The 23,915-nt window shown below is 59.9% G+C and carries 26 protein-coding genes; 9 read left to right on the plus strand and 17 right to left on the minus strand.

Annotated elements, in window-relative coordinates:
* Window positions 1-21: 21 nt before the first annotated feature.
* Together ubiA and CE491_RS10725 are read right to left on the minus strand one after the other, a co-directional pair.
* Window positions 22-912 carry a 4-hydroxybenzoate octaprenyltransferase gene (ubiA, locus tag CE491_RS10720; RefSeq protein WP_110948329.1) on the minus strand — a complete coding sequence of 297 codons (891 nt, stop codon included), beginning with the start codon at window positions 910-912 and terminating at the stop codon, window positions 22-24.
* Window positions 912-1,487 carry a chorismate--pyruvate lyase family protein gene (locus CE491_RS10725; protein WP_199885066.1) on the minus strand — a complete coding sequence of 192 codons (576 nt, stop codon included), beginning with the start codon at window positions 1,485-1,487 and terminating at the stop codon, window positions 912-914. Before CE491_RS10725 ends, ubiA begins: the two co-directional genes overlap by 1 nt.
* Before the next feature lie 202 nt (window positions 1,488-1,689).
* Between CE491_RS10725 and CE491_RS10730 the strand changes: the two genes are divergently transcribed.
* The 4 genes from CE491_RS10730 (at window position 1,690) to CE491_RS10745 (ending at window position 4,163) form a co-directional block, all read left to right on the plus strand.
* Entirely contained in the window at window positions 1,690-1,857 is a 168-nt protein-coding gene (locus CE491_RS10730; protein ID WP_081564703.1) for a rubredoxin, read from the plus strand.
* A 33-nt stretch (window positions 1,858-1,890) separates the two neighbouring features.
* On the plus strand, window positions 1,891-3,039 hold the full coding sequence (locus tag CE491_RS10735; RefSeq protein WP_110948330.1) for an NAD(P)/FAD-dependent oxidoreductase: 1,149 nt from the start codon (window positions 1,891-1,893) through the stop codon (window positions 3,037-3,039).
* A 188-nt stretch (window positions 3,040-3,227) separates the two neighbouring features.
* Complete coding sequence (locus tag CE491_RS10740; RefSeq protein ID WP_234407570.1) at window positions 3,228-3,569, plus strand: HU family DNA-binding protein; 342 nt, start codon at window positions 3,228-3,230, stop codon at window positions 3,567-3,569.
* Window positions 3,570-3,788: 219 nt separating this feature from the next.
* The gene (locus CE491_RS10745) at window positions 3,789-4,163 is read left to right on the plus strand and encodes an SCP2 sterol-binding domain-containing protein (RefSeq protein ID WP_110948331.1); all 375 of its coding nucleotides are present in this window, start codon (window positions 3,789-3,791) and stop codon (window positions 4,161-4,163) included.
* 217 nt (window positions 4,164-4,380) lie between these two features.
* Here the strand turns inward: CE491_RS10745 and CE491_RS10750 are convergent, their stop codons facing one another.
* From CE491_RS10750 to exbB, 6 genes are all read right to left on the minus strand, one after another.
* Window positions 4,381-5,775, minus strand: coding sequence for an aminoacyl-tRNA deacylase and HDOD domain-containing protein (locus CE491_RS10750; protein WP_110948332.1), 1,395 nt, complete (start codon window positions 5,773-5,775; stop codon window positions 4,381-4,383).
* 85 nt (window positions 5,776-5,860) lie between these two features.
* Complete coding sequence (recG, locus tag CE491_RS10755) at window positions 5,861-7,936, minus strand: ATP-dependent DNA helicase RecG (protein ID WP_110948333.1); 2,076 nt, start codon at window positions 7,934-7,936, stop codon at window positions 5,861-5,863.
* 9 nt (window positions 7,937-7,945) lie between these two features.
* Window positions 7,946-8,875, minus strand: coding sequence for a hydrogen peroxide-inducible genes activator (locus CE491_RS10760; RefSeq protein WP_110948334.1), 930 nt, complete (start codon window positions 8,873-8,875; stop codon window positions 7,946-7,948).
* A gap of 91 nt (window positions 8,876-8,966) precedes the next feature.
* Entirely contained in the window at window positions 8,967-9,710 is a 744-nt protein-coding gene (locus CE491_RS10765; RefSeq protein ID WP_110948335.1) for an energy transducer TonB, read from the minus strand.
* A complete protein-coding gene (gene exbD / locus CE491_RS10770; protein WP_110948336.1) occupies window positions 9,707-10,132 on the minus strand; it encodes a TonB system transport protein ExbD in 426 nt (141 codons plus the stop codon). Before exbD ends, CE491_RS10765 begins: the two co-directional genes overlap by 4 nt.
* Window positions 10,133-10,135: 3 nt before the next feature.
* Window positions 10,136-11,104, minus strand: coding sequence for a tonB-system energizer ExbB (exbB, locus tag CE491_RS10775; protein WP_110948337.1), 969 nt, complete (start codon window positions 11,102-11,104; stop codon window positions 10,136-10,138).
* A gap of 211 nt (window positions 11,105-11,315) precedes the next feature.
* Between exbB and CE491_RS10780 the strand changes: the two genes are divergently transcribed.
* Complete coding sequence (locus CE491_RS10780; protein WP_110948338.1) at window positions 11,316-12,167, plus strand: SDR family oxidoreductase; 852 nt, start codon at window positions 11,316-11,318, stop codon at window positions 12,165-12,167.
* Window positions 12,168-12,300: 133 nt separating this feature from the next.
* Here CE491_RS10780 and CE491_RS10785 read toward each other — a convergent pair whose 3' ends face one another.
* From CE491_RS10785 to CE491_RS10810, 6 genes are all read right to left on the minus strand, one after another.
* A complete protein-coding gene (locus tag CE491_RS10785; RefSeq protein ID WP_110948374.1) occupies window positions 12,301-13,038 on the minus strand; it encodes a hypothetical protein in 738 nt (245 codons plus the stop codon).
* Window positions 13,039-13,102: 64 nt separating this feature from the next.
* Window positions 13,103-13,483, minus strand: a complete 381-nt coding sequence (locus tag CE491_RS10790) for a RidA family protein (RefSeq protein WP_110948339.1) — start codon at window positions 13,481-13,483, stop codon at window positions 13,103-13,105.
* Window positions 13,484-13,506: 23 nt separating this feature from the next.
* A complete protein-coding gene (spoT, locus tag CE491_RS10795; RefSeq protein ID WP_110948340.1) occupies window positions 13,507-15,615 on the minus strand; it encodes a bifunctional GTP diphosphokinase/guanosine-3',5'-bis pyrophosphate 3'-pyrophosphohydrolase in 2,109 nt (702 codons plus the stop codon).
* A gap of 60 nt (window positions 15,616-15,675) precedes the next feature.
* A complete protein-coding gene (gene rpoZ / locus CE491_RS10800) occupies window positions 15,676-15,939 on the minus strand; it encodes a DNA-directed RNA polymerase subunit omega (RefSeq protein WP_004887180.1) in 264 nt (87 codons plus the stop codon).
* A gap of 254 nt (window positions 15,940-16,193) precedes the next feature.
* Complete coding sequence (gene gmk, locus CE491_RS10805) at window positions 16,194-16,814, minus strand: guanylate kinase (RefSeq protein ID WP_110948341.1); 621 nt, start codon at window positions 16,812-16,814, stop codon at window positions 16,194-16,196.
* A gap of 13 nt (window positions 16,815-16,827) precedes the next feature.
* Window positions 16,828-17,691, minus strand: coding sequence for a YicC/YloC family endoribonuclease (locus CE491_RS10810; protein WP_110948342.1), 864 nt, complete (start codon window positions 17,689-17,691; stop codon window positions 16,828-16,830).
* Between the two features lie 277 nt (window positions 17,692-17,968).
* Here CE491_RS10810 and rph point away from each other — a divergent pair, with 277 nt between their 5' ends.
* Both rph and CE491_RS10820 read left to right on the plus strand, forming a co-directional pair.
* Complete coding sequence (rph, locus tag CE491_RS10815; protein WP_110948343.1) at window positions 17,969-18,691, plus strand: ribonuclease PH; 723 nt, start codon at window positions 17,969-17,971, stop codon at window positions 18,689-18,691.
* Between the two features lie 37 nt (window positions 18,692-18,728).
* Window positions 18,729-19,097 carry a DUF4870 domain-containing protein gene (locus tag CE491_RS10820; RefSeq protein WP_110948344.1) on the plus strand — a complete coding sequence of 123 codons (369 nt, stop codon included), beginning with the start codon at window positions 18,729-18,731 and terminating at the stop codon, window positions 19,095-19,097.
* Window positions 19,098-19,345: 248 nt separating this feature from the next.
* Here CE491_RS10820 and CE491_RS10825 read toward each other — a convergent pair whose 3' ends face one another.
* Window positions 19,346-20,125 (minus strand): exodeoxyribonuclease III, encoded by a 780-nt coding sequence (locus CE491_RS10825; protein WP_110948345.1) that lies wholly within the window; start codon window positions 20,123-20,125, stop codon window positions 19,346-19,348.
* An 82-nt stretch (window positions 20,126-20,207) separates the two neighbouring features.
* Between CE491_RS10825 and pyrE the strand changes: the two genes are divergently transcribed.
* Window positions 20,208-20,849, plus strand: coding sequence for an orotate phosphoribosyltransferase (pyrE, locus tag CE491_RS10830; protein ID WP_110948375.1), 642 nt, complete (start codon window positions 20,208-20,210; stop codon window positions 20,847-20,849).
* Window positions 20,850-20,871: 22 nt separating this feature from the next.
* Window positions 20,872-21,486, plus strand: coding sequence for a DUF4124 domain-containing protein (locus CE491_RS10835; protein WP_199885067.1), 615 nt, complete (start codon window positions 20,872-20,874; stop codon window positions 21,484-21,486).
* Window positions 21,487-21,550: 64 nt separating this feature from the next.
* On the opposite strand, the gene argB is transcribed toward CE491_RS10835, so the two are convergent.
* Together argB and CE491_RS30735 are read right to left on the minus strand one after the other, a co-directional pair.
* Window positions 21,551-22,456, minus strand: a complete 906-nt coding sequence (argB, locus tag CE491_RS10840) for an acetylglutamate kinase (protein WP_110948346.1) — start codon at window positions 22,454-22,456, stop codon at window positions 21,551-21,553.
* Between the two features lie 25 nt (window positions 22,457-22,481).
* Window positions 22,482-23,879, minus strand: coding sequence for a phosphomannomutase/phosphoglucomutase (locus CE491_RS30735; protein WP_234407574.1), 1,398 nt, complete (start codon window positions 23,877-23,879; stop codon window positions 22,482-22,484).
* Window positions 23,880-23,915 lie beyond the last annotated feature (36 nt).

Genomic DNA, 23,915 nt, shown 5'->3' on the forward strand with positions numbered 1-23,915 from the left:
CCTGCGCTGTCCCAACCTGGGTCAGCGCAGCGCGTAATCCACCACGATGCCGACAAAGATCGCCAAACCTGCCCAGTGGTTATGCAGGAAGGCCTTGAAGCAGGCTTGCGGATCTTTATCCCGCGTCGACCAGAACTCCCAGACGAAGCAGCCGGCAGCGACCAGCAGGCCGAGGAAGAAATACAGCCCCAGCTCGAAGCGTGAACCGGCCAACATCAGACAGAACAGCGCCAGGCATTGCAGCGTCAGGATGATCACCCGATCGGCATCACCAAACAGCACGGCCGTGGATTTTACCCCTATCTTCAGGTCATCTTCGCGATCGGTCATGGCGTAGTAGGTGTCGTAGCCGACCGTCCATAGCAGATTGGCGATGTACAGCAGCCACGCCGCAGCAGGCAGTTCGCCGGTTTGCGCCGTAAACGCCATCGGCATGCCCCAGGAGAACGCTGCACCCAGCACCACCTGCGGGTAATAGGTGTAGCGCTTCATGAACGGATACGTAGCCGCCAGCGCCAGACCACCGAAGGACAGCCAGATTGTGGTGGCGTTCGTCATCAGCACCAGCCCGAAGCTCAGCGTCACCAGCACTGCGAACAATACCAGCGCTTGTTTTGACGTGATCCTGCCGCTCACCAGCGGACGTTGCTCGGTGCGTTTGACGTGGCCATCAACCTTGCGGTCGGCGAAGTCATTGATCACGCACCCCGCAGCGCGCATCAGGAACACGCCGATCACGAAGATCAGCACATTGCCCAGCGAGGGCGAACCCTTGCCTGCAATCCAAAGCGCCCATAGCGTCGGCCACAGCAGCAGATAGATGCCGATAGGCTTCTCCATCCGCATCAGTTGGATGAAGTCCCAGGCGCGAGGATGCAGACGGTTAAGGGATTTGAGCAGCGACAGGTACATCAGCGACGTTCCTTGTTGGAGTCGGCGGCCTGTTCGATGGCGCGCCAGACAGTCGGCAAAAACACTTCGGCCACCAGAATGCTGAGCGGACCACGGCGGAAACAGGAGCGACGACCCCAGAGTCCCGATATTGTGTTGGCCTGCGGCAGCCACGCCGCTGGGTATTGGCAAACCTGCAAAGGCCCGCGCGTAAAGGCTCGGTCGCTGAACAGCAGCTCGCCCAACGACCGCGTGCCGAGTTCGTCCATATGCAGGCCGTCGTCTTCCAACGCCGCGCGACCCGCGACGCTACGAGCGAATACCCACTTGTGGGCAGCCCCAAGCAGATACACCTCGCGCACCCAGCCCTCGCTGCCTTCCGGCAGCTCCAGAGCGGCGCACTCATCGACGCGCAGCCGCTGCCAGCCTTCGAACAACGGCATGACGCTGAAGCTATCGTCGCAAAGCCGGGTGAGTCGGCGGGTCAGGGAGTCTTCATGGAACAGCCACTCGACGACCACCGGCGCGGGCGCTTCGATCAGTTGATCGCGCAACAGCCAATCGGGCGTCGGACATGCAGGATTTTGCTGGATCACAGTGAGCAGTTATTGGCAGCAATCGAGGCGGCGAGCTTAGCATGATTGGCGATTCTGGCCGACGCCCGGACCAGACCTTGAGCGTCGATGAAGCTTGCGTGATCGTCCTTCGATCAGTAAAACGCCCTGACCCATTCGAAAAAAGCGCGACGAACGCCGAACGTCTGGGCCCGTATAGCCTGAGAACCGAGAGAACCAACCGATGAAAAAGTGGCAATGCATTGTCTGTGGCCTGATTTACAACGAAGCCGATGGTTGGCCGGATGACGGCATTGTACCGGGCACCCGCTGGGAAGACGTGCCTGAAGACTGGCTGTGCCCTGATTGCGGCGTCGGCAAGATGGATTTCGAAATGATCGAAATCGCCTGATACCCGTTTCCCTGACTGACTCTGGAGATATGCATGAACGCGCCTGTGGTGATCATCGGTACCGGCCTTGCGGGTTACAACCTGGCCCGCGAATTTCGCAAGCTCGATGGCGAAACACCGCTGTTGCTGATCACCGCCGATGACGGTCGTTCCTATTCCAAGCCCATGCTCTCCACCGGCTTCGGCAAGAACAAGGAAGCTGACGGCCTGAGCATGGCCGAGCCCGGCGCGATGGCTGAGCAATTGAAGGCTGAGGTCCGCACCCACACCCACGTCACCGGCATTGACCCTGGCCACAAACGGTTGTGGATAGGCGAAGAGTCGGTGCATTACCGCGACCTGGTTCTGGCCTGGGGCGCGGAAACCGTGCGTGTGCCGGTGGAGGGCGACGGCAGCGAAGCGATCTTCCCGATCAACGATCTGGAAGACTACGCGCGCTTTCGCGCGGCGGCGGCAGGTAAGCGTCGGGTGCTGATTCTGGGCGTCGGCCTGATCGGCTGCGAATTCGCCAACGATCTTATCCTCGGCGGCTACGAGGCCGATCTGGTAGCACCTTGCGAGCAGGTCATGCCAACCTTGCTGCATCCGGCCGCCGCGGCTGCCGTCCAGACCGGGCTTGAGAACCTGGGCGCGCGATTCCATCTGGGGCCGGTGCTGACGCGACTGTCGAAAGTCGAGAATGGCCTGGAGGCGCACCTGTCCGACGGCGAGGTGCTGCACTGTGATCTGGTAGTGTCGGCCATTGGCCTGCGTCCGCGTGTCGATCTGGCGGCTGCGGCGGGTCTCGAAATCGGCCGGGGCGTAGTGGTTGATCGTCATCTAAAGACCTCCCACGCCAATATCTATGCGCTGGGCGATTGCGCTGAAGTCGATGGGCTCAATCTGCTGTACGTCATGCCGTTGATGAGCTGCGCTCGTGCGCTGGCGCAAACCCTTGCCGGAACCCCAACTCCTGTCAAATATGGGCCGATGCCGGTCACCGTCAAAACCCCTGTCTGCCCGCTCGTGGTGTCGCCTGTGCCCAAGGGGCGCGAGGGCATCTGGAGCGTCGAAGGGCAGGGCGCTGACATCAAGGCGCTGTGCCATGATGCAGACGGAAACCTCTTGGGTTATGCCCTGACAGGCGCTGCGGTGATGGACAAACTGGCGCTGAACAAAGCCCTCCCGTCGTTGTTGGCCTAAATACTTGTCGTTCTGTCGGATAAGGCACGTTTTTGTTGCTACAAACGTCGCTCACGCACTGGCGCCGAGTTCGGCAGCATGCCATCCTCATTTCGGTCTGCCGCTACGTAGAGCCGTCGCGGCACCTGCTGGCTGCCCGCCAAGGGCTGCACGGGACATAAAAACAAAAACCGTAAAAGAGGCTTCATATGCGTAAACCAGAACTCGCAGCCGCTATCGCGGAAAAAGCAGATCTCACCAAGGAACAAGCCAATCGCGTCCTCAATGCCGTCCTGGAGGAGATCACCAATGCCTTGCACAAAAAGGACAGCGTGACCCTCGTCGGTTTCGGCACTTTCCTGCAACGCCATCGCGGCGCACGTAAGGGTAAAAATCCTCAGACCGGCGAGCCGGTGCAAATCAGGGCCAGCAACACGGTTGCGTTCAGGCCGGGCAAGCTTCTGAAAGACAGCGTCAATCCGGGGTCGGCGGCAAAGCCTGCACCCAAGCCTGCACCCAAGCCTAAAGCGACAACTCCGAAGAAGAAGTAGATCGCTGTACGCCTTGCGGAAGGCGAACAGTACGAAAATGGGCACGCCAATGCGGTGGATGCCCATTTTTTATGCGCGCAGACGCGTCGCGCCGAACCTCTCGATCTGTCTAGCTCGCCACTTTTCGACCGGTCAGTTCTATTTCCTCATGTCTATCTCAAGCTCGCTACACTGCCGCAAGTCGCGATATCCGCATCTGACTCGGTAGAGGCATTAAGCATGAAGTTCCGTCTTCTTCTCTGGATGTTGGGCTTGTTGATGGCGCGTGCCAGCCGCAACAACCCAGCCTTCAAACAACAACTGGCCGGCAAGAACCTGACCTTTCTGCTGCAGACCACCGACGGTAAGGTCGCCCGCCATTTCGTGGTCCGCGATCAGCGCGTGAGTAGCCGGGCAGGCCCAATCGCCGAGCCAGCGTTCGCGATTTCATTCAAGGACGCAACTTACGGCTTCGCCACGATGCAGGCGAAGAACAAGCAGCTGGCGTTCATGCAGGGGATTCAGGACAAGCATATTCAAGTCACCGGCAATACCGGCCTGGTGATGTGGTTTCAGGGCCTGACAAAGTATTTGGGGCCGAGGAAGAAGAAGTAATTTTTTTGCCGAGGGGCTCGGCCGAGCGCTGAATCTGTGGGAGATCCCGCCCCGTCTTCGACGCTGCGCTGTCGCGGAGCAACACGGTCTCCTGTGAGCTTGCTCACGAAGGCTGAGTTTCTGGCGCGGAAGCAGTTGTGAGATTACCGCCTCTTTCGTGAGCGAGCTCACTCCCACAGAGATCTCGATAGGTCCGAGATCCCTGCAGAGTTAGCAATCAATGAAACTGCGAAGCCAGCTCGCGCAACAGCACCTCGGCTTCCAGCACCTTCTTCACCACATCCTCGGCTTTCTCGCGAGACAGTTCCAGGCGCAGGAACAGCTCGTCGGGAATGCTTTCCATCGGTCCTGAGCCGATGCCTTCCCTGCGCAACAGACGAACCGCCAGGCATACGAGGTTGGCGTATTCGTGATGCTCGCCGGCATATTGCGGGTCGTGCTGGAAGCGCAGGGCTGTGGCCAGTTCTCCCGGCATGTCCCAGTTGCGCATCAGCCAGGCGCCGATCTGCTCGCGGGTGATGCCTAGCAGATGCTGCTCCACGAAACTGTGGTGCAGGTGCGGGTTGACCTCGATCTGCCTGCAGATCAACGAGAAATGCGGCGGGAACACGTGGGCAAGCAGCAGGTAGCCGAAGTTATGCAGCAGCCCCGCCAGGTATGTCAGGCCGCTCTCAGGACGCTTGGCCCGCGGCATGGCACGGGTCAGGCCTTCGATGACTGCCGCGGTGTAGATAGACTGCTGCCAGTACGGCGTTGCCTGCTGCGGATGGTCTTTGGGCAATGAAAGGGTTTTGCCCAAGGCGAGACCCAGTGCCAGGTTGATCACCAGATCGAAGCCCAGCACGCGCACGATGGCGTCTTCGACCGAGCGAATCTTGCCGGCCGAGCCGTAGTATGGCGAGGCTGCCCAGCTCACCACTTGCGCCGCCAGCGCCGGGTCGGTTTCGACGACGCCGGTGATGTCATCGATAGTAGCGTCCGGGTCGACCCGCAGCTTGATGATCTTCTGTGCGGTGTCGGCCAGCGGCGGAATCTCCACCGTCGCCTCGAGGCGCTGCTGAATACGGCGCGCGGTGAAGTTCTGCACCGCCTTGGTGATCTCTTCGCGGTCGTCGTCAGGGCGGTCCAGGTTCGGCTGCACAGACGCAACCGGCTCACCAAAGGTGGCAGCGCTGGCCTTGCTCAGCAGCGACTTGAAGTTTTCGCTGCCGATTTCCAGCAGCAGGCCGGGCTCGCCGGAGTCGATCAGGACTGTCGGCTCCTGGAGAATGCGTTCTTCGTACAGGCAAGGTGAACTGGTCAGCGCCGGAAGGGCAGGCAAGGCGCGCAAGTTGTTCTTGCCCAGCATGCTGTCCAGATGCTCCTTCGTCACCGCCGTGAGCTTGCGCCCCGTCAGTTCAGTGATGCGATTGAGGTCCAGCAGCTGGCTTTGCGGGAACAGGACCAGCAACGCGCCCACAGTGTCGTGGAGCAGAATGGCCTGGACCTTCTGCGCAACGGGAAGAGACTCGGCGTCCATGACCTCGCGGTAGTCAATGGACGCTTTGCCAAGCAACTGCCGGATGACAGACGGGGCGTGTTGGGCGTCGTCGATGTGGGCAACTTCTGTCATAGCCTGTATCCAGATTCTTACAATCGCTGAAGTATAACCAGCTTGGTTGTTATATAGGTGAGATGCGTTCTTCTTGCTGACTACTTCACACTTGGCCGTACTGCTGGCCGTGGCGCAACCAGCGTTCCAGCAGTGGGCTGACGTGTGTTGGCCAGCGCTCGAGCAATGCCTGGGCAGCGTCTCTGACAGCGGGCAGCAGGTCCGCATCGCGCATCAGGTCCGCGACCTTGAACTGCAGCAGGCCCGTTTGGCGCGTGCCGAGCATCTCGCCTGGTCCGCGAAGCTCCAGGTCCTTTTCAGCGATTACGAACCCGTCGTTGGTCTCGCGCATGATCCCCAGCCGCTGCCTGCCGATCTGCGATAAGGGCGGATGGTACAACAGCACGCAATGACTCGCTGCACTGCCGCGCCCCACCCGTCCACGCAACTGATGAAGCTGCGCCAGACCCAGTCGTTCCGGGTTCTCGATGATCATCAGGCTGGCGTTGGGGACGTCCACGCCGACCTCGATGACGGTCGTGGCCACCAGCAATTGCAAATTGCCTTGCTTGAATTCAGCCATGACCGCGGCTTTTTCAGCGGGCTTCATGCGCCCGTGAATCAGCCCGACCTTGACTTCGCCCAATGCACTGGTCAGCTCTTCGAAGGTGGTTTCGGCCGCTTGGCAGGTCAGCTCTTCGGATTCCTCGATCAGCGTGCAGACCCAATACGCCTGACGACCTTCGGCGCAGGCGTTACGAACGCGCTCGACCACCTCGATGCGACGGCTGTCGGCGACCAGTACGGTGTTGACCGGGGTTCGGCCTGGAGGCAGCTCATCGAGAATCGAGGTGTCGAGGTCCGCGTAGGCGCTCATCGCCAGTGTTCGCGGAATTGGCGTGGCGGTCATGATCAGCTGGTGCGGGCACATCAGGCCGCCGACGCCTTTCTTGCGCAGGGCCAAACGTTGCTGAACGCCGAAACGATGCTGTTCGTCGATGATGACCAGGGCGAGGTTCTTGAACTGCACTTCATCCTGAAACAGTGCGTGGGTGCCGACCACCATCGGCGCACCGCTGGCGATCTGCTCAAGGGACGCTGCGCGAGCCTTGCCCTTGAGCTTGCCCGCCAGCCACGCGGTTTCGATGTTCAGCGGCTCGAGCCAGCGTTTGAAGTTGATGAAATGCTGCTCGGCGAGAATTTCCGTGGGCGCCATGAGCGCGACTTGATAACCCGCTTCAAGTGCCTGTAGGGCGGCGAGCGCCGCGACAACCGTCTTGCCCGCGCCCACGTCGCCCTGAATCAGCCGCAGCATGGGTTCCTGTTGGCTGAGGTCGTAGGCGATTTCCTTGCCCACTCGCTGCTGAGCGCCTGTTGGCGGGAAACCCAGGTTGGCGAGGAATTTTTTCGGCAGACGGTTAGCCAGCGGCAGCGCAGGGGCGCGCTGGGAACGCAGGCTTTCACGTAGACGCTGCTGGGACAGCTGGTGCGTCAGCAGCTCCTCGAACGCCAGCCGATGCTGGGCCCAATGATGACCGAGGGCCAGTTCTTCGACATCGGCATCGGCGGGCGGGTTATGCAGGTAGTGGATGGCGTCGGCCAGCGGCGCGAGTTGATAATCCCGAGCCAGTTCTTCGGGCAACCAGTCGGGCAGGCTTCGGGGGCCGAGCATACCCAGGCTTTGCTGGCACAGCTGGCGTAATCGTTGTTGCGTCAAGCCTTCGGTCGTCGGGTAGATCGGCGTGAGCGTCTGTTCCACCGCGACGTGTTCTTCGCCGGTGATGGCGCGGTATTCGGGGTGATAGATCTCAAGCCCCGATGCCCCTGGCCGTGCTTCGCCGTAGCAACGCACGTGTGTGCCGCGTTTGAGGCCGTCCTTTTGCGCATTGCTGAAGTGATAGAACCGCAGACTCAGCACGCCGGTGCCGTCACCCAGGCGCACCAGCAGGCTGCGGCGTTTGCCCATGACCACGTCGGCGCCGCTGACCACACCCTCGATGACCGCGTCCTGCCCAGGTCGCAGTGCGCCAATGGGTACGACACGGGTGCGATCCTGATAACGCAGGGGCAGGTGAAAAAGTACGTCCTGAATGTTCTCCAGGCCCACCTTCGCCAGCTTTTCAGCCATGGCCTCGCCGACGCCCTTAAGCGCGGTGACCGAGACGTGGGACAGCTCAGTCATACAACCCACTTAACTCGCTTTGGCCTGGGCTTTGGGGCGAGCGACGGAGCACAGGCGGATCGAGTCGGCAAGGATCTCAATGGCTTTTGGTCGTGGGAAGCTTGCGCGCCAGGCAATGGCCACTGTGCGGAACGGCACCGGCGGCGACAGCGGACGGACCTCTATCACGCCGGGAGCGTAATGGTGGCTGTCGACTGCGGACATCGGCAGGATCGAAACCCCGAGGCCTGAAGCTACCATGTGTCGAATGGTTTCCAGCGAACTGGATTCGACGGTAGTGTGCTTGGCGCTGTCGCCGCCCTTGACCAGCGTCGGACAGGCTTCGAGCACCTGGTCGCGGAAGCAGTGACCTTCGCCCAGCAGCAGCAGGCTCTTGTCGTTCAGCGCCGCCGCATCGATGGTGTCTTTCTGCGTCCAGGGGTGATCGGCCGGCATCAGCACGTAGAACGGTTCGTCGTACAGCGACATCGTCAATACGTCGGCTTCGTTGAACGGAAGGGCGATGATGATCGCGTCGAGTTCACCATTGCGCAGCTTGTCGCGCAGCACGTGGGTGAAATTCTCTTCGATGTACAACGGCATTTGTGGGGCAACCCGATGCAGTTGCGGAATCAGGTGCGGGAACAGGTAAGGACCGACTGTGTAGATCGCGCCGACTTTCAGCGGTGCGGTCAGCTGGTTTTTACCCGTCTGGGCGAGTTCACGAATGCCTTGAGCTTGCTCGAGCACTTTCTGCGCCTGAGCCACGATGCCCTCGCCGACCGGCGTAAGACGTACCGCACTCTTGCTGCGCTCGAAAATCAGCACACCGAGTTCATCTTCCAGCTTCTTCACGCCTACCGACAATGTCGGCTGGCTAACATGGCAGCGCTCGGCCGCGTGGCCGAAATGCTGCTCTTGAGCGAGGGTAACGATATAGCGCAATTCTGTGAGGGTCATAGCGTGCGTCCATGAAGTTGCGGCCCCAGCATAGCGGGTGCAATCGATAGACGCACGTTATCAGGCTCACCGTCTTTACAAAATCGTCGTTTCAGCGCTTATCCAACGAATAAACGAAGGGCGCGACGACTTCCAGCGTGCCGTTGTTGAGCAGTTCGGCCGGTGGCTTGGGCAGGGGCTGGGCACGACGAATCATTTCCAGTGTGGCCCGATCCAGCGCCGCGCTGCCTGAGCCGCCCGCGATTTCGTAGGACAGTACCCGGCCTTCACCATCGACGACGAATCGCAGACGGTTGATGCCTTGCATGCCGCGACGACGAGCGTCTTCCGGATAGCGCTTGAACTTGCTCAAGTGACGCAACAGATCGCCCTGCCAGCTTGGCAGTGCAGTACTTGGTGGCGCTGGCGGAGCCTGTTCAGGCGCTGCCGACTTTTCAGGTTTGGCGTTGGAGGGCGGAGTGTCTACCGGTTTTTCATCGGCTGGTTTCTCTTCCTTCGGCGGCTCGACCTTTTTCACCGGCTTGGGCGGCTGTGGCTTTGGCTTTGGCTTGACCGGCTTGGGAATCGCGATTTCCGGTTTCGGCGCTTCTGCGATAGGCGGAATCGGCAGTTGCTCTTCCGGCGCAGGGGGCTGCGGCGGCTGAACCACTTTCGGCGGTGGCGGCGGAGCGGGCTCGGGAACAGGCGCCAGCTCGATCATCATCGCCGCCGGTGGCAGCTCGATGGCCTGCGAGGTGGGCCAGCGCAGTGCGACGAGGATCGCAACGGCGTGTACCGCCAGCACCAACAACAGACTACCGCTATAGCGCGTCAGTTTTTGGCGCGTATTGATCATTTCTTACCAACCGTCTCGAGACCCACCAGACCGACCTTCAGGTAACCAGCGCCGCGCAGGAGGTTCATGACCTCCATCAGATCGCCGTAGTCCACGCCTTTATCGGCCTGGAAAAAGATGGTCGTGTCTTTTTTGCCCTTGGTCTTGGCATCCAGCACCGGACCGATATGCTCGCGAGCGACTTTTTCATCGCCCAAGTACAGGCTTTGGTCGGCCTTGACGCTGAGAAATACCGGTTTTTCGGGTCGGGGCGCCGGTTTCGCCGTGGAGGCGGGCAGGTCGACCTTGATGTCCACCGTGGCCAGAGGCGCCGCCACCATGAAGATGATCAGCAGCACCAACATGACGTCGATGAATGGCGTCACGTTGATTTCGTGGTTCTCGGCGAGGTCGTCGCCACCTTCGTTAAGATGCAGGCCCATGGTTTACCCCATTTTTACCATGTGCGGCTGTTGAGCACGGTCGGCGGTGGGCTGATGATCCAGATCGCGGCTGACCAGTAACAGAACCTGAGCCGATGCGTCCGATACTTGCGCCTTGTAGCCAGCGATGGAGCGGGCGAAGACGTTGTAGATGACCACTGCAGGAATTGCGGCAACCAGCCCCAGTGCGGTTGCCAGCAGAGCTTCGGCGATGCCGGGAGCGACGACAGCCAGATTGGTGGTCTGGGTCTTGGCGATACCGATGAAGCTGTTCATGATGCCCCACACGGTGCCGAACAGACCGACGAAGGGCGCGGTGGAACCAATGGTGGCGAGCACGCCGGTGCCCATGCTCATGTTGCGACCACAGGCGGCGACCAGACGCTCGAGGCGGAAGCTGACACGCTCCTTGATGCCCTCGCGCTCGCGACTGTTGACTGACAGATGCATTTCTTCCAGTGCGTCATGGACCAGTAGATTCGCCAGCGTACCTTGCTTCTTGGCACTGGCGCTGGATTCGTCCAGAGTACGAGCGCGCTTGAGGGCTGCGATTTCGCCCTTCAGGCGGCGCTTGGCACCCAGCAGCTCGAAGCCTTTGGCGATCCAGATGGTCCAGGTGATGATCGAGGCGATGGCCAGACCGATCATCACGGCTTTGACGACGATATCGGCGTTCTTGTACATGCCCCAGGGCGACAGGTCGTGGGACATGCCCAGGCTGTTGTCTTCGGCGGCAGCTTCCAGCGACTCGGTCGGTGCAGCAGGATCCTGAACGGCAGGCGCCGCCGTGGTGTCCACTGGCGTAGCGGCCGGAGCGGCAGATTGCACCGCCGCAGGCTGCGCGGGAGCGTTGGAGTCGGCGAGGGCGACGGGTGCCAGCATCAGGCCGAAAAGCACCGCTGCGACGGCGCGTACTGCGCGTGGCAGACCTGTAGACGTTGTTGACGAAGCGGGGGATAGAGTAAGTGTCATGCTGGCCCGACCTGATATGAATAAGGTGTTTCGTTCTGAAAGCGTCACGCTGGCGTGCGGCGAGCGGAGGAGAACAAAGGGCAGACATTATTGCAAGTAATTCTTGTTAACAAAAGTAATAGAGTCTCTTTTTTTAACACGAATGCGTCCCGATGGTCGCATTCGACCCCCGTTTCATTGGTTCAAACCTACTTTTGATGTGGAGATTGTGATGGCAGCGCCGTCCGTTTTGATTGCTGGCTGTGGTGACATCGGAGGGCGTCTGGCCCTCCAGTTGTTGCCCCAGGGATGGACCGTATACGGCTTGCGCAGAAGCGTGGCGAAGTTGCCCGAAGGCGTGCGCGGTGTGAGTGGTGATCTGTTCGATGCACGCATTCCCGTGCAGTGGCCTGAAGGCCGCATTGACTATCTGGTGTACTGCGTAACGCCCGCTGAGCGTGATGAGGCCGGTTATCGCGCGGCTTACGTTCAGGGATTGCGCAATGTGCTCGGCTGGGTCGAGCGCAGCGGGCAGAAGCCCCGACGCATCCTGTTCGTCTCGAGCAGCAGTGTTTACGGGCAGCAGCACGGGGAGTGGGTCGACGAAACGTCTTGCGCCGAGGCCTCGGGGTTTTCAGGGCAGGTGATGCGCGAGGCCGAACAGGTGGCGCTCGCCAGCGGCTTGCCTGCCAGTATCGTCAGGCTCACCGGGATTTACGGGCCGGGACGTAGCGACTTGATGAACCGAGTTCGACAGGGGTACAGCGTGGCCATGGACCCACCTTTATATGGCAACCGGATACACGCCGATGACGCGGCCGGTCTGTTGGCGTTTCTGCTGCAGGCCGATGCTCGAGGTGTGGCGCTGGATGGCATCTATATCGGTGTCGACGACGCGCCAGTCCCATTGGCCGAGGTAGTGGACTGGATGCGCAAGCGTCTGGGCGTGACGCATTGGTCGGACGAAAACAGCGTTCGCCGCGCAGGCAGTAAACGCTGCAGCAATGCCAGAGCGAAAGCCTTGGGTTGGGTGCCGCGCTATGCGAGTTATAAGGAAGGGTACGAAGCGATGTTGGCAAAGTAGCTTGCGGAGTAACCTGATCTGGCGCAGGTCCATTGTAGGAGCGCGCTTGCCCGCGATGGCTTCGGCAAATTGAACGATATCATTGCTGACGAAATGCAATCGCAGGCAAGCGCCCCTACAGAACCGCGCGAAATCAGTTTTTCTCCAACACCCAATGCCGCTCGCCTGGACGAAGGTCCGGCATCTCGGTCGCCTGGGCATTGTTCACAGCCTGGAAAATCTCCAGTTGCTTGCCCTGCCGCACGAAGACCCATGGGCTGCCGCGCTCATTCTTCTCCAGCCACATGCTGTCGTATTCGCCACTCATGGCCGCGCAGTCGCCCGCCAGACAAAGGGCATAACGGTCATTACCCGGCAGGCCGGTGACGCTGCCATCGGGTGCGAACTCCACGACGCTGCCTTGCCCGTCGCCGTTGACAATGGTCCATTTGCCGCCTAGATACGCGGTATACAGCGCACGTTCGAAACTGGTGCCCGGTTGAGCACCTGCCTGCGCGGCCTCTTTCGGGACGCGGAAATGCTGCTCGGGCCCGGAATCGCTGGCGCTCTGCACCAATTCATCGCTCTTGAGCTTGAGATCGTCCGAGGCGCTGCCGTAGACGTTCACTTTCCAGGTGCCGTTCGGGTCCTTGGCGATCTTGCCCTCGGTCAGCTCAAAACCGTTATAGGACGTCGCTTGGCCAGCAGCGGTATTGATGTTCCACTCCAGCGTTGGCCCGTAAGCCAGCAGCGATTGGCGCAGATTGCCACCAGAGGCTGCGGCATCGATGGCCGCCTGGTTGATCCAAACGCCGTCAGGGGTCTTGTTGGAATGGCTGGCGCAACCGCTCAGCAGCGCGGCCAGCAGCGAGAGGGCGAACGCAACGCGCATACGCATAGCGGAGTCCTTCCTTTGCTCTTAGGGAGGCGGAGCGTGGACGCGCTCCGCGAGGGATTTACTCGATGACCAGCACAGCGTCCATTTCGACCTGTGCGCCACGTGGCAGTGCAGCGACGCCGATTGCGGCGCGGGCTGGATAAGGCTGTTCGAAGTATTTGCCCATGATTTCGTTGACCTTGGCGAAGTGGCTCAGGTCTGTCAGGAAGATATTCAGCTTGACGATGTCCTTGAACGAGCCGCCTGCCGCTTCAGCCACGGCCTTGAGGTTCTCGAAAACTTGAGTGGTCTGGGCATCGAAACCCTCGACCAGCTCCATGGTTTTCGGATCCAGAGGAATCTGACCGGACATGTAGACGGTATTGCCAGCTTTGATCGCCTGAGAATACGTGCCGATGGCGGCAGGGGCCTTGTCGCTGGAGATAACGGTCTTGCTCATGAAAAACTCCTGTTGGCAGTTGGCTACGCGCGCATGCGGGTGATGCGAATCACCCCGGTCAGGGCGCGCAGTTTCTTGATCACGCGGGCCAGATGCACGCGGTCGTGCACGCTGACCACCAGTTGGACCACGCTGATACGACCATCGCGTTCGTCCATGCTGATTTTCTCGATGTTGCCGTCGGCGGCGTTGACGCTACTGGCAAGCAGCGCAATGAGGCCGCGCTGGTGCTCCAGCTCGACGCGCAACTCGACGTTGAATTCGCCAGTGACGTCCTTGGCCCAGGACAGCTGGATGCATTTTTCCGGGTTGTGGCGGATTTCACTGATATTTCGGCAGTTATCCAGATGCACGACCATGCCTTTACCCGCAGACAGGTGGCCGACGATCGGGTCGCCCGGAATCGGCGTGCAGCACTTGGCGTAACTGAGCACCAGCCCTTCGGTGCCGCGAATCGCCAGTGGCCCTTCGGCGCTTGGCAGCTCTTCGCCTTCGCTGGCCAGCAAGCGTCGGGCAACGACGTAGGCCATGCGATTGCCCAGGCCAATGTCTTCGAGGAGATCTTCGATGACCTCGACGCGGTACTCGGCGAGGATCAACTGCAGGCGCTCGTTCGGAATTTTTTCCAGGGTGCTGTCGAAACCGTTCAACACCTTGTTCAGCAGGCGCTCGCCCAGATTGATCGACTCGGAGCGACGTTGCAGCTTGAGCGCATGACGGATGTGCGTGCGCGCCTTGCCGGTGACCACGAAGTTGAGCCAGGCCGGATTTGGCCGTGCGCCGGGTGCGCTGACAATCTCGACCGTCGAGCCGCTCTGTAATGGCTCGGACAGCGGCGCCAGACGACGATTGATCCGGCAGGCGATGCAGCTGTTGCCGACGTCGGTGTGCACCGCGTAGGCGAAATCGACCGCTGTGGAGCCCTTCGGCAGCTCCATGATTCGGCCTTTTGGCGTGAACACGTAGACCTCGTCCGGGAACAGGTCAATCTTCACGCTCTCGATGAATTCCAGCGAGTTGCCGGCGCGTTGCTGCATTTCCAGCACGCCCTTGACCCACTGCCGGGCGCGAGCGTGGGTGCCTTTCGGCTGCTCGTCGCCGGAGGATTTGTACAGCCAGTGCGCGGCGATACCGTTGTTGGCCATTTCTTCCATTTCGCGGGTGCGAATCTGGATTTCGATAGGTACACCATGCATGCCGAACAGCGTGGTGTGCAACGACTGATAGCCGTTGGCCTTGGGAATCGCGATGTAATCCTTGAAGCGGCCTGGCAGCGGCTTGTACAAATTATGTACAGCGCCAAGCACGCGATAGCAGGTATCGACCTTATCAACGATGATGCGGAACGCGTAGACGTCCATGATCTCGTTGAAGGCCCGGCGTTTGCCGCGCATCTTTTTGTAGATGCCGTACAGGTGCTTCTGTCGCCCGCTGACTTCGCCTTCGATGCCGTCCACCGCCAGGCAGTGACTCAGCGACTCTTCGATCTTGTTGACCAGTTCCTTGCGGTTGCCACGGGCGCGCTTGACGGCCTGTCCGATGCGCGAGGAGCGCATGGGGTACATGGCTTTGAAACCCAGGTCTTCGAATTCGATACGCACGCTGTGCATGCCAAGGCGATTGGCGATGGGTGCATAGATTTCGAGGGTTTCCTTGGCGATGCGGCGACGTTTTTCGCCGGAGAGCACCTCCAGCGTGCGCATGTTATGCAGGCGGTCGGCGAGCTTGACCAGGATCACGCGGATGTCGCGCGCCATGGCCATGGCCATTTTCTGGAAGTTTTCAGCTTGGGCTTCGGCCTTGGTCTCGAAGTTCATCTGGGTCAGTTTGCTGACCCCGTCGACCAGTTCGGCCACGGTTTCGCCGAACTGCGCACAGAGCGCTTCCTTGGCGATGCCCGTGTCTTCGATCACGTCATGCAGCATCGCGGCCATCAGGCTCTGATGGTCCATGTGCATATCGGCAAGGATATTGGCCACCGCCAACGGATGCGTGACGTAGGCTTCACCGCTACGACGGCGTTGGCCGTCGTGGGCTTGTTCGGCGTAGAAATACGCTCGGCGGACCAGGTTGACCTGATCTGTGCCGAGATAGGTCGACAGGCGATCGGCGAGGGCGTCTATGCTCGGCAAGAGAGAACTCCTTGCCGAAGGCTTTGACCCTGCGCCTTGCTACGTCGACCGGGCATAGGCTTAGACGGCCTCGTTGGACTCGTCCTCGAACGCAGCGAACAGTGGTTCATCTTCAACGATTTCAGCTTCTGCAATGACGGCGTAATCCATCAGGCCAGCCGCGATTTCGCGCAGGGCAACAACGGTAGGCTTGTCGTTTTCCCAGGCCAGCTTCGGCTCTTTGCCGCCGGTCGCCAATTGACGCGAGCGTTTAGTGGCGAGCATGACCAGCTCAAAACGGTTATCTACATGTTCCAGGCAGTCTTCAACGGTCACGCGGGCCATGGGTATTCCTCGTAGCAAATGCGGATGCGCGGTGCCCGGATGGGCGAGCGGACTCGGTAGTTTACAAGCGGACAGCTACAAGCTTCAAGCGGCAAGCCACAAGCGGTCGGTTTTCAGCCTGTAGGAGCGCGCTTGTCCGCGGTCTGGCGCGTAGCCGCAGCACCATCTCGCGACGCGGTGTTTCAGACGCAACCGGGAAGTCGGTTTGCGACTGCTGCGAAGTCGATCGCGGGCAAGCGTGCTCCTACAGCTAATTACGCCAACAGCTGTGCCAGTAACTCGCTATGACGCTGCTGCTGATGTTCCTGACTGAGCAGGTTGGTGCGGAAGATCGCTTTGAGGTCTTCCAGCGCAGTGGCGAAGTCGTCGTTGATGACGATGTAGTCGTACTCGACGTAATGGCTCATTTCGCTGACTGCTTCGCGCATGCGGCCTTCGATGATTTCGTCGCTGTCCTGGCCACGGTTGGTCAGGCGCTGACGCAAGGCCTGCTGAGTCGGCGGCAGAATGAAGATCGAGCGGGCCTGGGGCATCAGCTTGCGCACTTGTTCGGCGCCCTGCCAGTCGATCTCCAGAATCAGGTCATGACCTTCGTCCAGCGTCTGCTGCAGACGGCTTTGCGAGGTGCCGTACATGTTGCCGAAGACCTCTGCCTGTTCCAGGAAGTCGCCATGCTCGATCATCCGCACGAACTCTGCGCGATCGACGAAGTGATAGTTCACGCCGTCCACTTCACCGGGGCGCATGGCTCGCGTGGTGTGGGAAACGGAGACGCGAATCTGCGGCTGGGCATCGATCAGGGCCTTGACCAGACTGGTCTTGCCCGCGCCCGACGGGGCGGAAATGATGTAGAGAGTGCCGGTGCTGTGGGTCATGTCGTGATTGGCCTTACTCAATGTTCTGCACTTGTTCGCGCATCTGCTCGATCAACACCTTCAGGTTGACCGCGGCTTGCGTGCTGCGAGGGTCGAAGGCTTTGGAGCCCAGTGTATTGGCTTCGCGGTTGAGTTCCTGCATCAGGAAGTCCAGTCGGCGCCCGGCCTGTCCGCCGGTCTTGAGCACGCGGCGCACTTCGGTGACGTGGGTGCTCAGGCGGTCGAGTTCTTCGGCAACGTCGCTCTTCTGTGCCAGCAGGACCATTTCCTGTTCCAGACGTTGCGGATCCAGTTCGGCCTTCATATCGGCGAAGCGATCGAGCACCTTCTGGCGCTGGGTAGCGAGCATCTGCGGGACGAGGGTGCGCAGGGTAGCGACTTCGGTCTTGATCGAGACAAGCCGTTCGTCGAGAAGTCTGGCCAGGTCCGCGCCTTCCCGCTCGCGGCCGGCCTTCAACTCGAGCAGTGCCTCGTTGAACAGCGCCAGAGCCTCATTGTTCAGCGCCTGCGGATCGGTTGCATCCGCCACCAGCACGCCAGGCCAGGCGAGGACTTCCAGCGGGTTGAGCGCGGCCGGTTGCTTGATCAGGCTGGCGACGGTTTCGGCGGCGGCGACCAACTGGCTGGCGCGCTCACGATTGACCTGTAGCGGTTTGCCGGCCGTCTCCTCGGTGAAGCGCAATGTACATTCGATTTTGCCGCGGGACAGGCCCTGACGCAGCGCTTCGCGTACGGCGCCTTCCAGATCACGGAAAGATTCCGGTAGTCGCAGGTGTGGTTCGAGATAACGATGGTTGACCGAGCGCAATTCCCAGCTCAGCGTGCCTTGTGGGCCGGCTCGTTCGGCACGGGCGAAAGCCGTCATGCTGTGCACCATGGGAAGTACCTCTATAAAGTCAGGCGTACGGGGCGATGTGCTGCCCGATAAATGTCGTGAACAATCGACAGGCTATAAAGGCGCAGGATTGTAGCTCAGAGCAGGGTGTGCGCCCAAATGTGGCGTTGTCGCAGATGTCGCGATTTTGCTGCCGGGCAACGCGTTTTGTAACCGCGGGTACGCGCCAGTGGTCATTGATGGTTCATAAGATGTCCCAAGCGCGAGCTTGCACCTCTATAATGCACGTCAGTTTTCCGTCTCAGTACAGGTATCCCAGATGAAACGTCCAAGTGGTCGCGCTGCCGATCAGCTCCGCTCGATCCGCATCACCCGCAACTACACCAAGCACGCCGAGGGTTCTGTGCTGGTCGAGTTCGGCGACACCAAGGTGATCTGCACCGTCAGCGTCGAGAATGGCGTACCACGTTTTCTCAAAGGCCAGGGCCAGGGTTGGTTGACGGCCGAATACGGCATGCTGCCGCGTGCGACCGGCGAGCGTAACCAGCGTGAGGCCAGCCGTGGCAAGCAGGGCGGGCGTACGCTGGAGATTCAGCGCCTGATCGGCCGCTCTCTGCGCGCTGCGCTGGATATGTCCAAACTTGGCGATGTGACTCTGTACGTCGACTGTGATGTGATCCAGGCCGATGGCGGCACGCGCACTGCGTCGATCACTGGCTCCATGGTGGCGCTGGTCGATGCACTGAAAAGCATCAAGAAGCGCGGCGGACTGAAAGCTGGCGACCCGCTCAAGCAGATGGTTGCGGCCGTTTCCGTCGGCATGTATCAGGGCGAGCCGGTGCTCGATCTGGATTACCTGGAAGACTCCGCTGCCGAGACCGATCTGAACGTGGTCATGACCAGCTCGGGCGGTTTCATCGAAGTGCAGGGCACCGCGGAAGGCGCGCCGTTCCAGCCCGAAGAGCTGAACGCGATGCTGGCGCTGGCGCAGAAGGGCATGAACGAAATTTTCGAGTTGCAACAGGCGGCGTTGGCCGACTGATCAGACCTTCAACCTCCATCAGAACAGGGAAAGCATGATGATCGATAGTCAAACGCCGCTGCCAGTGCCGAGCAAGGAAGTCCGTCAGTGGGCCATGTTGTGCCATTTTGCGGCGTTTTTCGGGCTGATCTTCCCGTTCGGGAATCTGTTGGGGCCGTTGATTGTCTGGCAGTTGAAGAAAGAGACCGATCCGTATATCGACGCTCAGGGTAAGGAAGCCCTCAACTTCCAGATCACCGTCGCCATCGCCGCGATGATCTGCTTCCTGCTGATGGTGATCGTCATCGGCTTCCCGTTGCTGATGCTGGTGGGCATCGGCGCACTGGTGCTGACGATCATCGCCGGGATCAAGGTCAATGACGGAGTTCCCTATCGGTATCCGTTTACCTGGCGATTGATTAAGTAGTCCCTCGGGCATGGAACACTGTGGTGCGGTTTGATCACCGCGTTTGCCACTGACGCATATCCTGTGAGAGCGAGATTGCTCGCCAATGCGGCGGGTCAAGCAGTATGACATTGGCTGGGCCGACGCCTTCGCGAGCAGGCTCGCTCCCACAGGGATCTCGGCGTGCTGCTACATCGATCGGGTTTCAAGAGCATCCGCCACGCAAACAAAAGCCGACTACACGTCGGCTTTTTTTGGGCAACTGGACGTCAGATGGTCAACGTCCAGTCGTAGTCCACGATCAGCGGCGCGTGTTGCGAGAACCGCGGCTGGCGTGGCAGGCGTGCGCTGCGTACGAAACGGCGCAAGCCCGGAGTCAGCAACTGGTAGTCGAACCGCCAGCCCAGATTCAGCATCTCGGCTTGCTCGTTGTCCGGCCACCAGCTGTACTGATCGCCTTCGCGGCTGACTTCGCGCAGGGCGTCGACATAGCCCATGTTGCCGACAATCTCGTCCATCCATGCACGTTCCGGTGCCAGGAAGCCTGGAGATTGCTGGCTGTCGCGCCAGTTTTTGATGTCGAGTTTCTGCTGCGCAACGTAGAGCGAGCCACAGTAGATGTACTCGCGTCGTTTGCGTCGTTGCTTATCCAGGTACTTGCCGAAATCGTCCATGAGCTTGAACTTCTGGTTCAAGTCTTCATCGCCGTTCATCCCGGAGGGCAGCAGCAAAGTTGCAATACTGACTTTATCGAAATCCGCTTGCAGGTAACGCCCGTAACGGTCGGCTGTTTCAAAGCCCAGACCGTAGATCACCGCCTTTGGTTGCAGTCGCGAGTAAAGTGCCACGCCACCCTGGGCAGGAACTTCGGCATCGCGGGCATACAGGAAGTAGCCATCCAGTTGGAAGGCTGGATCATCCATTTCAAAGGCGGAGGCGCGGGTGTCCTGAAGGCAGATGACGTCGGCATTCTGGGCTTGCAGCCAACTGAGCAAACCACGCTCGACTGCAGCCTGAATACCATTAACGTTCACACTGATGATCCGCATAAATGGCCCCAAAAATCACGTGCGTGTATGATACCCGAGCTCTACCTAATTAGCTAAATCCGTGGTATTCGGGGCTTTTTTCATGCAGGCGTATCAGCGCGATTTCATTCGTTTTGCCATCGATCGCGGGGTTTTGCGCTTCGGTGAGTTCACTTTGAAGTCGGGACGCACCAGTCCTTACTTCTTCAATGCAGGCCTTTTCAACAGCGGCTCGGCACTTGCCCAACTGGGTAAGTTCTATGCGGCTGCTGTTGTCGAAAGCGGTATTTCCTTCGATGTTCTGTTCGGCCCGGCTTACAAGGGTATCCCCCTGGCGGCCGCGACAGCCGTGGCTTTGGCCGATCATCACAACCTCGATATGCCCTGGTGTTTCAACCGCAAGGAAGCCAAGGCTCATGGCGAGGGCGGCAGCCTGGTCGGCGCCCCATTGACCGGCAACGTGCTGATCATCGACGACGTCATCACCGCTGGCACCGCGATTCGTGAAGTCATGCACATCATCAAGGCCCAGGCTGCGAACGCTGCTGGCGTGCTGATTGCGTTGAATCGTCAGGAGCGCGGGAATGGCGAGCTTTCGGCGATTCAGGAAGTCGAACGTGACTTCGGCATTCCCGTAGTGAGCATCGTTTCGCTGAACCAGGTTCTCGAGTTCCTGGCGGACGATTCTCAGCTCAGGCAACACTTGCCCGCCGTGGAAGCGTATCGGGCTCAGTACGGAATCTGATGCGTCAGAGGATCTGATGGTTATGCTCAAACTGGACGCGGTAGGTCTTTGTTTGGTGCTGGGTGTTGGCTGCATTGGAAGCGTTCAAGCCGACGAGAGCCCCGATGTCGTGTTCTATCGCTATATCGATAGCCGCGGTGTGACCGTGCTTGATCGGCAAGGCGTGCCTGCCGAGTACTCTGGCAAAGGGTATGAGGTGCTGAACCAGCGCGGGCGGGTGATCCAGGTGGTCCCGCCGGCACCGACCGCTGATCAGGCGCGTAAGGCGCAAGCCGCTGCGCAAGCCGCCAAGATTCAGTCCGACGCCGATGCGCAGTTGCTACATCTGTACAGCGGCGTGACCGATGTCGATCGGGCACGAGCTCGCAAGTTGGCAGAGCTGGATGCGCTGATTTCCGTGGCCCAGAGCGACATTCAGAATCTGAAAACCCAACAAGCCTCGTTGCAGAGTCAGGCCGCCGATCAGGAGCGCGCCGGCCATCAGGTTCAGCAAGCCCTGATCGATCAGATGTCTGATCTCCAGGACCAGCAACAGAACCTCAAAGTTGATATTTTGCGATACCAGACCGCCCGGGAGCAGGCCGATACCGAGTTCGCTCAGGATCGGGCGCGATTGCAGCAGTTGTTGTCGCAGTAGCCGATTCAAACGAAAAGACCCCGCCAGTTTCGCCGGCGGGGTCTTTGTTTGCGCGATGGAGCGATCAGTGACGCTTGCGGTTGCTGATCAACGTACCCACGCCTGTATCGGTGAAGATCTCCAACAGCACGGCATTCGGTACACGCCCGTCGATGATGTGCGACGTCGTCACGCCACCCTGCACAGCCTCCAGCGCGCAACGGATCTTCGGCAGCATGCCACCATAGATAGTGCCGTCGGCAATCAGGCCGTTGACCTGTTCGGTAGTCAGGCCGGTCAGCACCTTGCCTTCCTTGTCCATCAGGCCGGCGATGTTCGTCAGTAGCATCAGTTTTTCGGCTTTCAGTGCTTCGGCCACCTTGCCCGCGACCAGATCTGCGTTGATGTTGTAGGACTCGCCATCAGCGCCCACACCAATCGGCGCGATCACCGGAATGAAGTCGCCCTTGACCAGCATGTTCAGCAGGTCTGTATTGATGCCCACCACTTCGCCAACCAGACCGATGTCGATGATTTCCGGCTTGGTCATCTCGGGTGTCTGGCGAGTGACGTTCATCTTTTTCGCGCGGATCAGCTGCGCGTCTTTACCGGTCAGGCCGATGGCGCTGCCGCCGTGGCGGTTGATCAAGTTGACGATGTCTTTGTTGACTTGACCACCGAGTACCATTTCCACGACGTCCATGGTTTGCGCATCGGTCACGCGCATGCCGTCGATGAAGTGGCTTTCGATGGACAGACGCTTGAGCAGATCGCCGATTTGCGGGCCGCCGCCGTGAACCACGACCGGGTTGATACCCACTGCCTTCATCAGCACGATGTCGCGCGCAAAGCCGGTTTTCAGCTCGTCGCTCTCCATGGCGTTGCCGCCGTACTTGATCACCAGCGTCTTGCCGACGAAGCGTCGGATGTAGGGCAACGCTTCGGAAAGGACTTTGGCGGCATTGGCTGCGGCATCGCGTTCGAGGGTCATTTGGGCTCCACTCAAAAAAGTTTGATCAAAAAGGAAGTTCTAGATCCGGTGCTACGGTTTTCAGCTGGGTATGGAACACGTCCTTGATCCGTTGAAGCTCGGCCTCGGTCTCGGCTTCGAAGCGTAATACCAGCACTGGAGTGGTATTGGAAGCACGGACCAGGCCCCAGCCCTTCGGATAATCGACACGTACACCGTCGATGCTCGTCAGGTTGGCGTTGCCCCATTCTGCATCACGCTCCAGCGCGTGGATGATGCTGAATTTGCTGGTCTCGGTGACCTTGATGTTGATTTCCGGGGTCGACAGGTCGTTCGGAAAGGTCTGGAAAAGCTCTTCGGCGCTGAGTTTCTCCTGGCTGAGGATTTCCAGCAGGCGTGCAGCGCTGTAAATACCGTCGTCGAAACCGAACCAGCGCTCCTTGAAGAAGATGTGGCCGCTCATCTCGCCAGCCAGGAGTGCGCCGCTTTCCTTCATTTTCTTCTTGATCAACGAATGACCGGTCTTCCACATTACCGGGCGACCGCCATATTCCTGGATCAACGGTATCAATCGGCGTGTGCATTTCACGTCGAAGATGATATCTGCCCCGGGATTACGTTTGATCACGTCGCGGGCGAACAGCATCAGCAGGCGATCAGGATATATGACGCTGCCTGCGTTGGTGACGACACCTACACGATCACCGTCGCCATCGAATGCAAGACCCAGGTCAGCCCCGGTTTCCTTGACCTTGGCGATCAGGTCCTTAAGGTTTTTCAGCTTGCCCGGATCGGGATGATGATTCGGGAAGTTGCCGTCCACCTCGCAGAACAGCGGAATGACTTCGCAATTCAGCGCTTCGATCAGTTGCGGTGCAATGACACCCGCGGCCCCGTTGCCGCAATCGACCACCACTTTCAGGCGGCGAGCCAGGACGACGTCACTGGTGATCTGGCTGGCGTAGCGGTCGAGAATGTCGACGCGGCTCACGCTGCCTTTGCCTGGCGGCAGGTTGTTGTGCTTGATGCGGTCGTGCAATGCCGAAATCTGTTCGTTCGCCAGGGTATCGCCTGCGATGACGATCTTGAAGCCGTTGTAGTCCTTGGGGTTGTGGCTGCCGGTGAGCATCACGCCGGTGCGGCCTTCGAGCACGTGGGCGGCGTAATACAGGGCAGGAGTCGGAACCAGCCCGACATCACTGACATGGCAGCCGCTGTCATACAGCCCCTTGATCAGATGCGCGACCAACTCTGGTCCCGAGAGGCGGCCATCGCGACCCACGCAGACGTGCGGCTCGCCTTGCGACAGGCTTTGCGCGCCAACGGCGCGGCCGATCCAGTAGGCGGTTTCTGCGCTCAGGGTTTCGCCGACGATGCCGCGGATGTCATAGGCGCGGAAGATCGAGTCCGGAAATTCGGGGGCGATGGAAACGGTACTGCTCATTGCGTGAGAGCGCTCCGAGTTCTGGAAGTCTTGTGG

It is taken from the genome of Pseudomonas bohemica (assembly GCF_002934685.1).
Lineage (GTDB): Bacteria > Pseudomonadota > Gammaproteobacteria > Pseudomonadales > Pseudomonadaceae > Aquipseudomonas > Aquipseudomonas bohemica.

Excerpts from the sequence above, each read along its gene's own strand:
- gmk (WP_110948341.1), bottom strand. The coding sequence starts at position 16,814 with ATGACCCACAGCACCGGCACTCTCTACATCATTTCCGCCCCGTCGGGC.
- ubiA (WP_110948329.1), bottom strand. The coding sequence starts at position 912 with ATGTACCTGTCGCTGCTCAAATCCCTTAACCGTCTGCATCCTCGCGCC.
- CE491_RS10735 (WP_110948330.1), top strand. The coding sequence starts at position 1,891 with ATGAACGCGCCTGTGGTGATCATCGGTACCGGCCTTGCGGGTTACAAC.
- CE491_RS10760 (WP_110948334.1), bottom strand. The coding sequence starts at position 8,875 with ATGACCCTCACAGAATTGCGCTATATCGTTACCCTCGCTCAAGAGCAG.
- CE491_RS10730 (WP_081564703.1), top strand. The coding sequence starts at position 1,690 with ATGAAAAAGTGGCAATGCATTGTCTGTGGCCTGATTTACAACGAAGCC.
- CE491_RS10740 (WP_234407570.1), top strand. The coding sequence starts at position 3,228 with ATGCGTAAACCAGAACTCGCAGCCGCTATCGCGGAAAAAGCAGATCTC.
- rpoZ (WP_004887180.1), bottom strand. The coding sequence starts at position 15,939 with ATGGCCCGCGTGACCGTTGAAGACTGCCTGGAACATGTAGATAACCGT.
- rph (WP_110948343.1), top strand. The coding sequence starts at position 17,969 with ATGAAACGTCCAAGTGGTCGCGCTGCCGATCAGCTCCGCTCGATCCGC.
- CE491_RS10745 (WP_110948331.1), top strand. The coding sequence starts at position 3,789 with ATGAAGTTCCGTCTTCTTCTCTGGATGTTGGGCTTGTTGATGGCGCGT.
- exbD (WP_110948336.1), bottom strand. The coding sequence starts at position 10,132 with ATGGGCCTGCATCTTAACGAAGGTGGCGACGACCTCGCCGAGAACCAC.
- CE491_RS10825 (WP_110948345.1), bottom strand. The coding sequence starts at position 20,125 with ATGCGGATCATCAGTGTGAACGTTAATGGTATTCAGGCTGCAGTCGAG.
- CE491_RS10820 (WP_110948344.1), top strand. The coding sequence starts at position 18,729 with ATGATCGATAGTCAAACGCCGCTGCCAGTGCCGAGCAAGGAAGTCCGT.
- CE491_RS30735 (WP_234407574.1), bottom strand. The coding sequence starts at position 23,879 with ATGAGCAGTACCGTTTCCATCGCCCCCGAATTTCCGGACTCGATCTTC.
- CE491_RS10785 (WP_110948374.1), bottom strand. The coding sequence starts at position 13,038 with ATGCGCGTTGCGTTCGCCCTCTCGCTGCTGGCCGCGCTGCTGAGCGGT.
- exbB (WP_110948337.1), bottom strand. The coding sequence starts at position 11,104 with ATGACACTTACTCTATCCCCCGCTTCGTCAACAACGTCTACAGGTCTG.
- CE491_RS10810 (WP_110948342.1), bottom strand. The coding sequence starts at position 17,691 with ATGGTGCACAGCATGACGGCTTTCGCCCGTGCCGAACGAGCCGGCCCA.
- pyrE (WP_110948375.1), top strand. The coding sequence starts at position 20,208 with ATGCAGGCGTATCAGCGCGATTTCATTCGTTTTGCCATCGATCGCGGG.
- argB (WP_110948346.1), bottom strand. The coding sequence starts at position 22,456 with ATGACCCTCGAACGCGATGCCGCAGCCAATGCCGCCAAAGTCCTTTCC.
- recG (WP_110948333.1), bottom strand. The coding sequence starts at position 7,936 with ATGACTGAGCTGTCCCACGTCTCGGTCACCGCGCTTAAGGGCGTCGGC.
- CE491_RS10780 (WP_110948338.1), top strand. The coding sequence starts at position 11,316 with ATGGCAGCGCCGTCCGTTTTGATTGCTGGCTGTGGTGACATCGGAGGG.
- CE491_RS10835 (WP_199885067.1), top strand. The coding sequence starts at position 20,872 with ATGCTCAAACTGGACGCGGTAGGTCTTTGTTTGGTGCTGGGTGTTGGC.
- CE491_RS10750 (WP_110948332.1), bottom strand. The coding sequence starts at position 5,775 with ATGACAGAAGTTGCCCACATCGACGACGCCCAACACGCCCCGTCTGTC.
- CE491_RS10790 (WP_110948339.1), bottom strand. The coding sequence starts at position 13,483 with ATGAGCAAGACCGTTATCTCCAGCGACAAGGCCCCTGCCGCCATCGGC.
- CE491_RS10765 (WP_110948335.1), bottom strand. The coding sequence starts at position 9,710 with ATGATCAATACGCGCCAAAAACTGACGCGCTATAGCGGTAGTCTGTTG.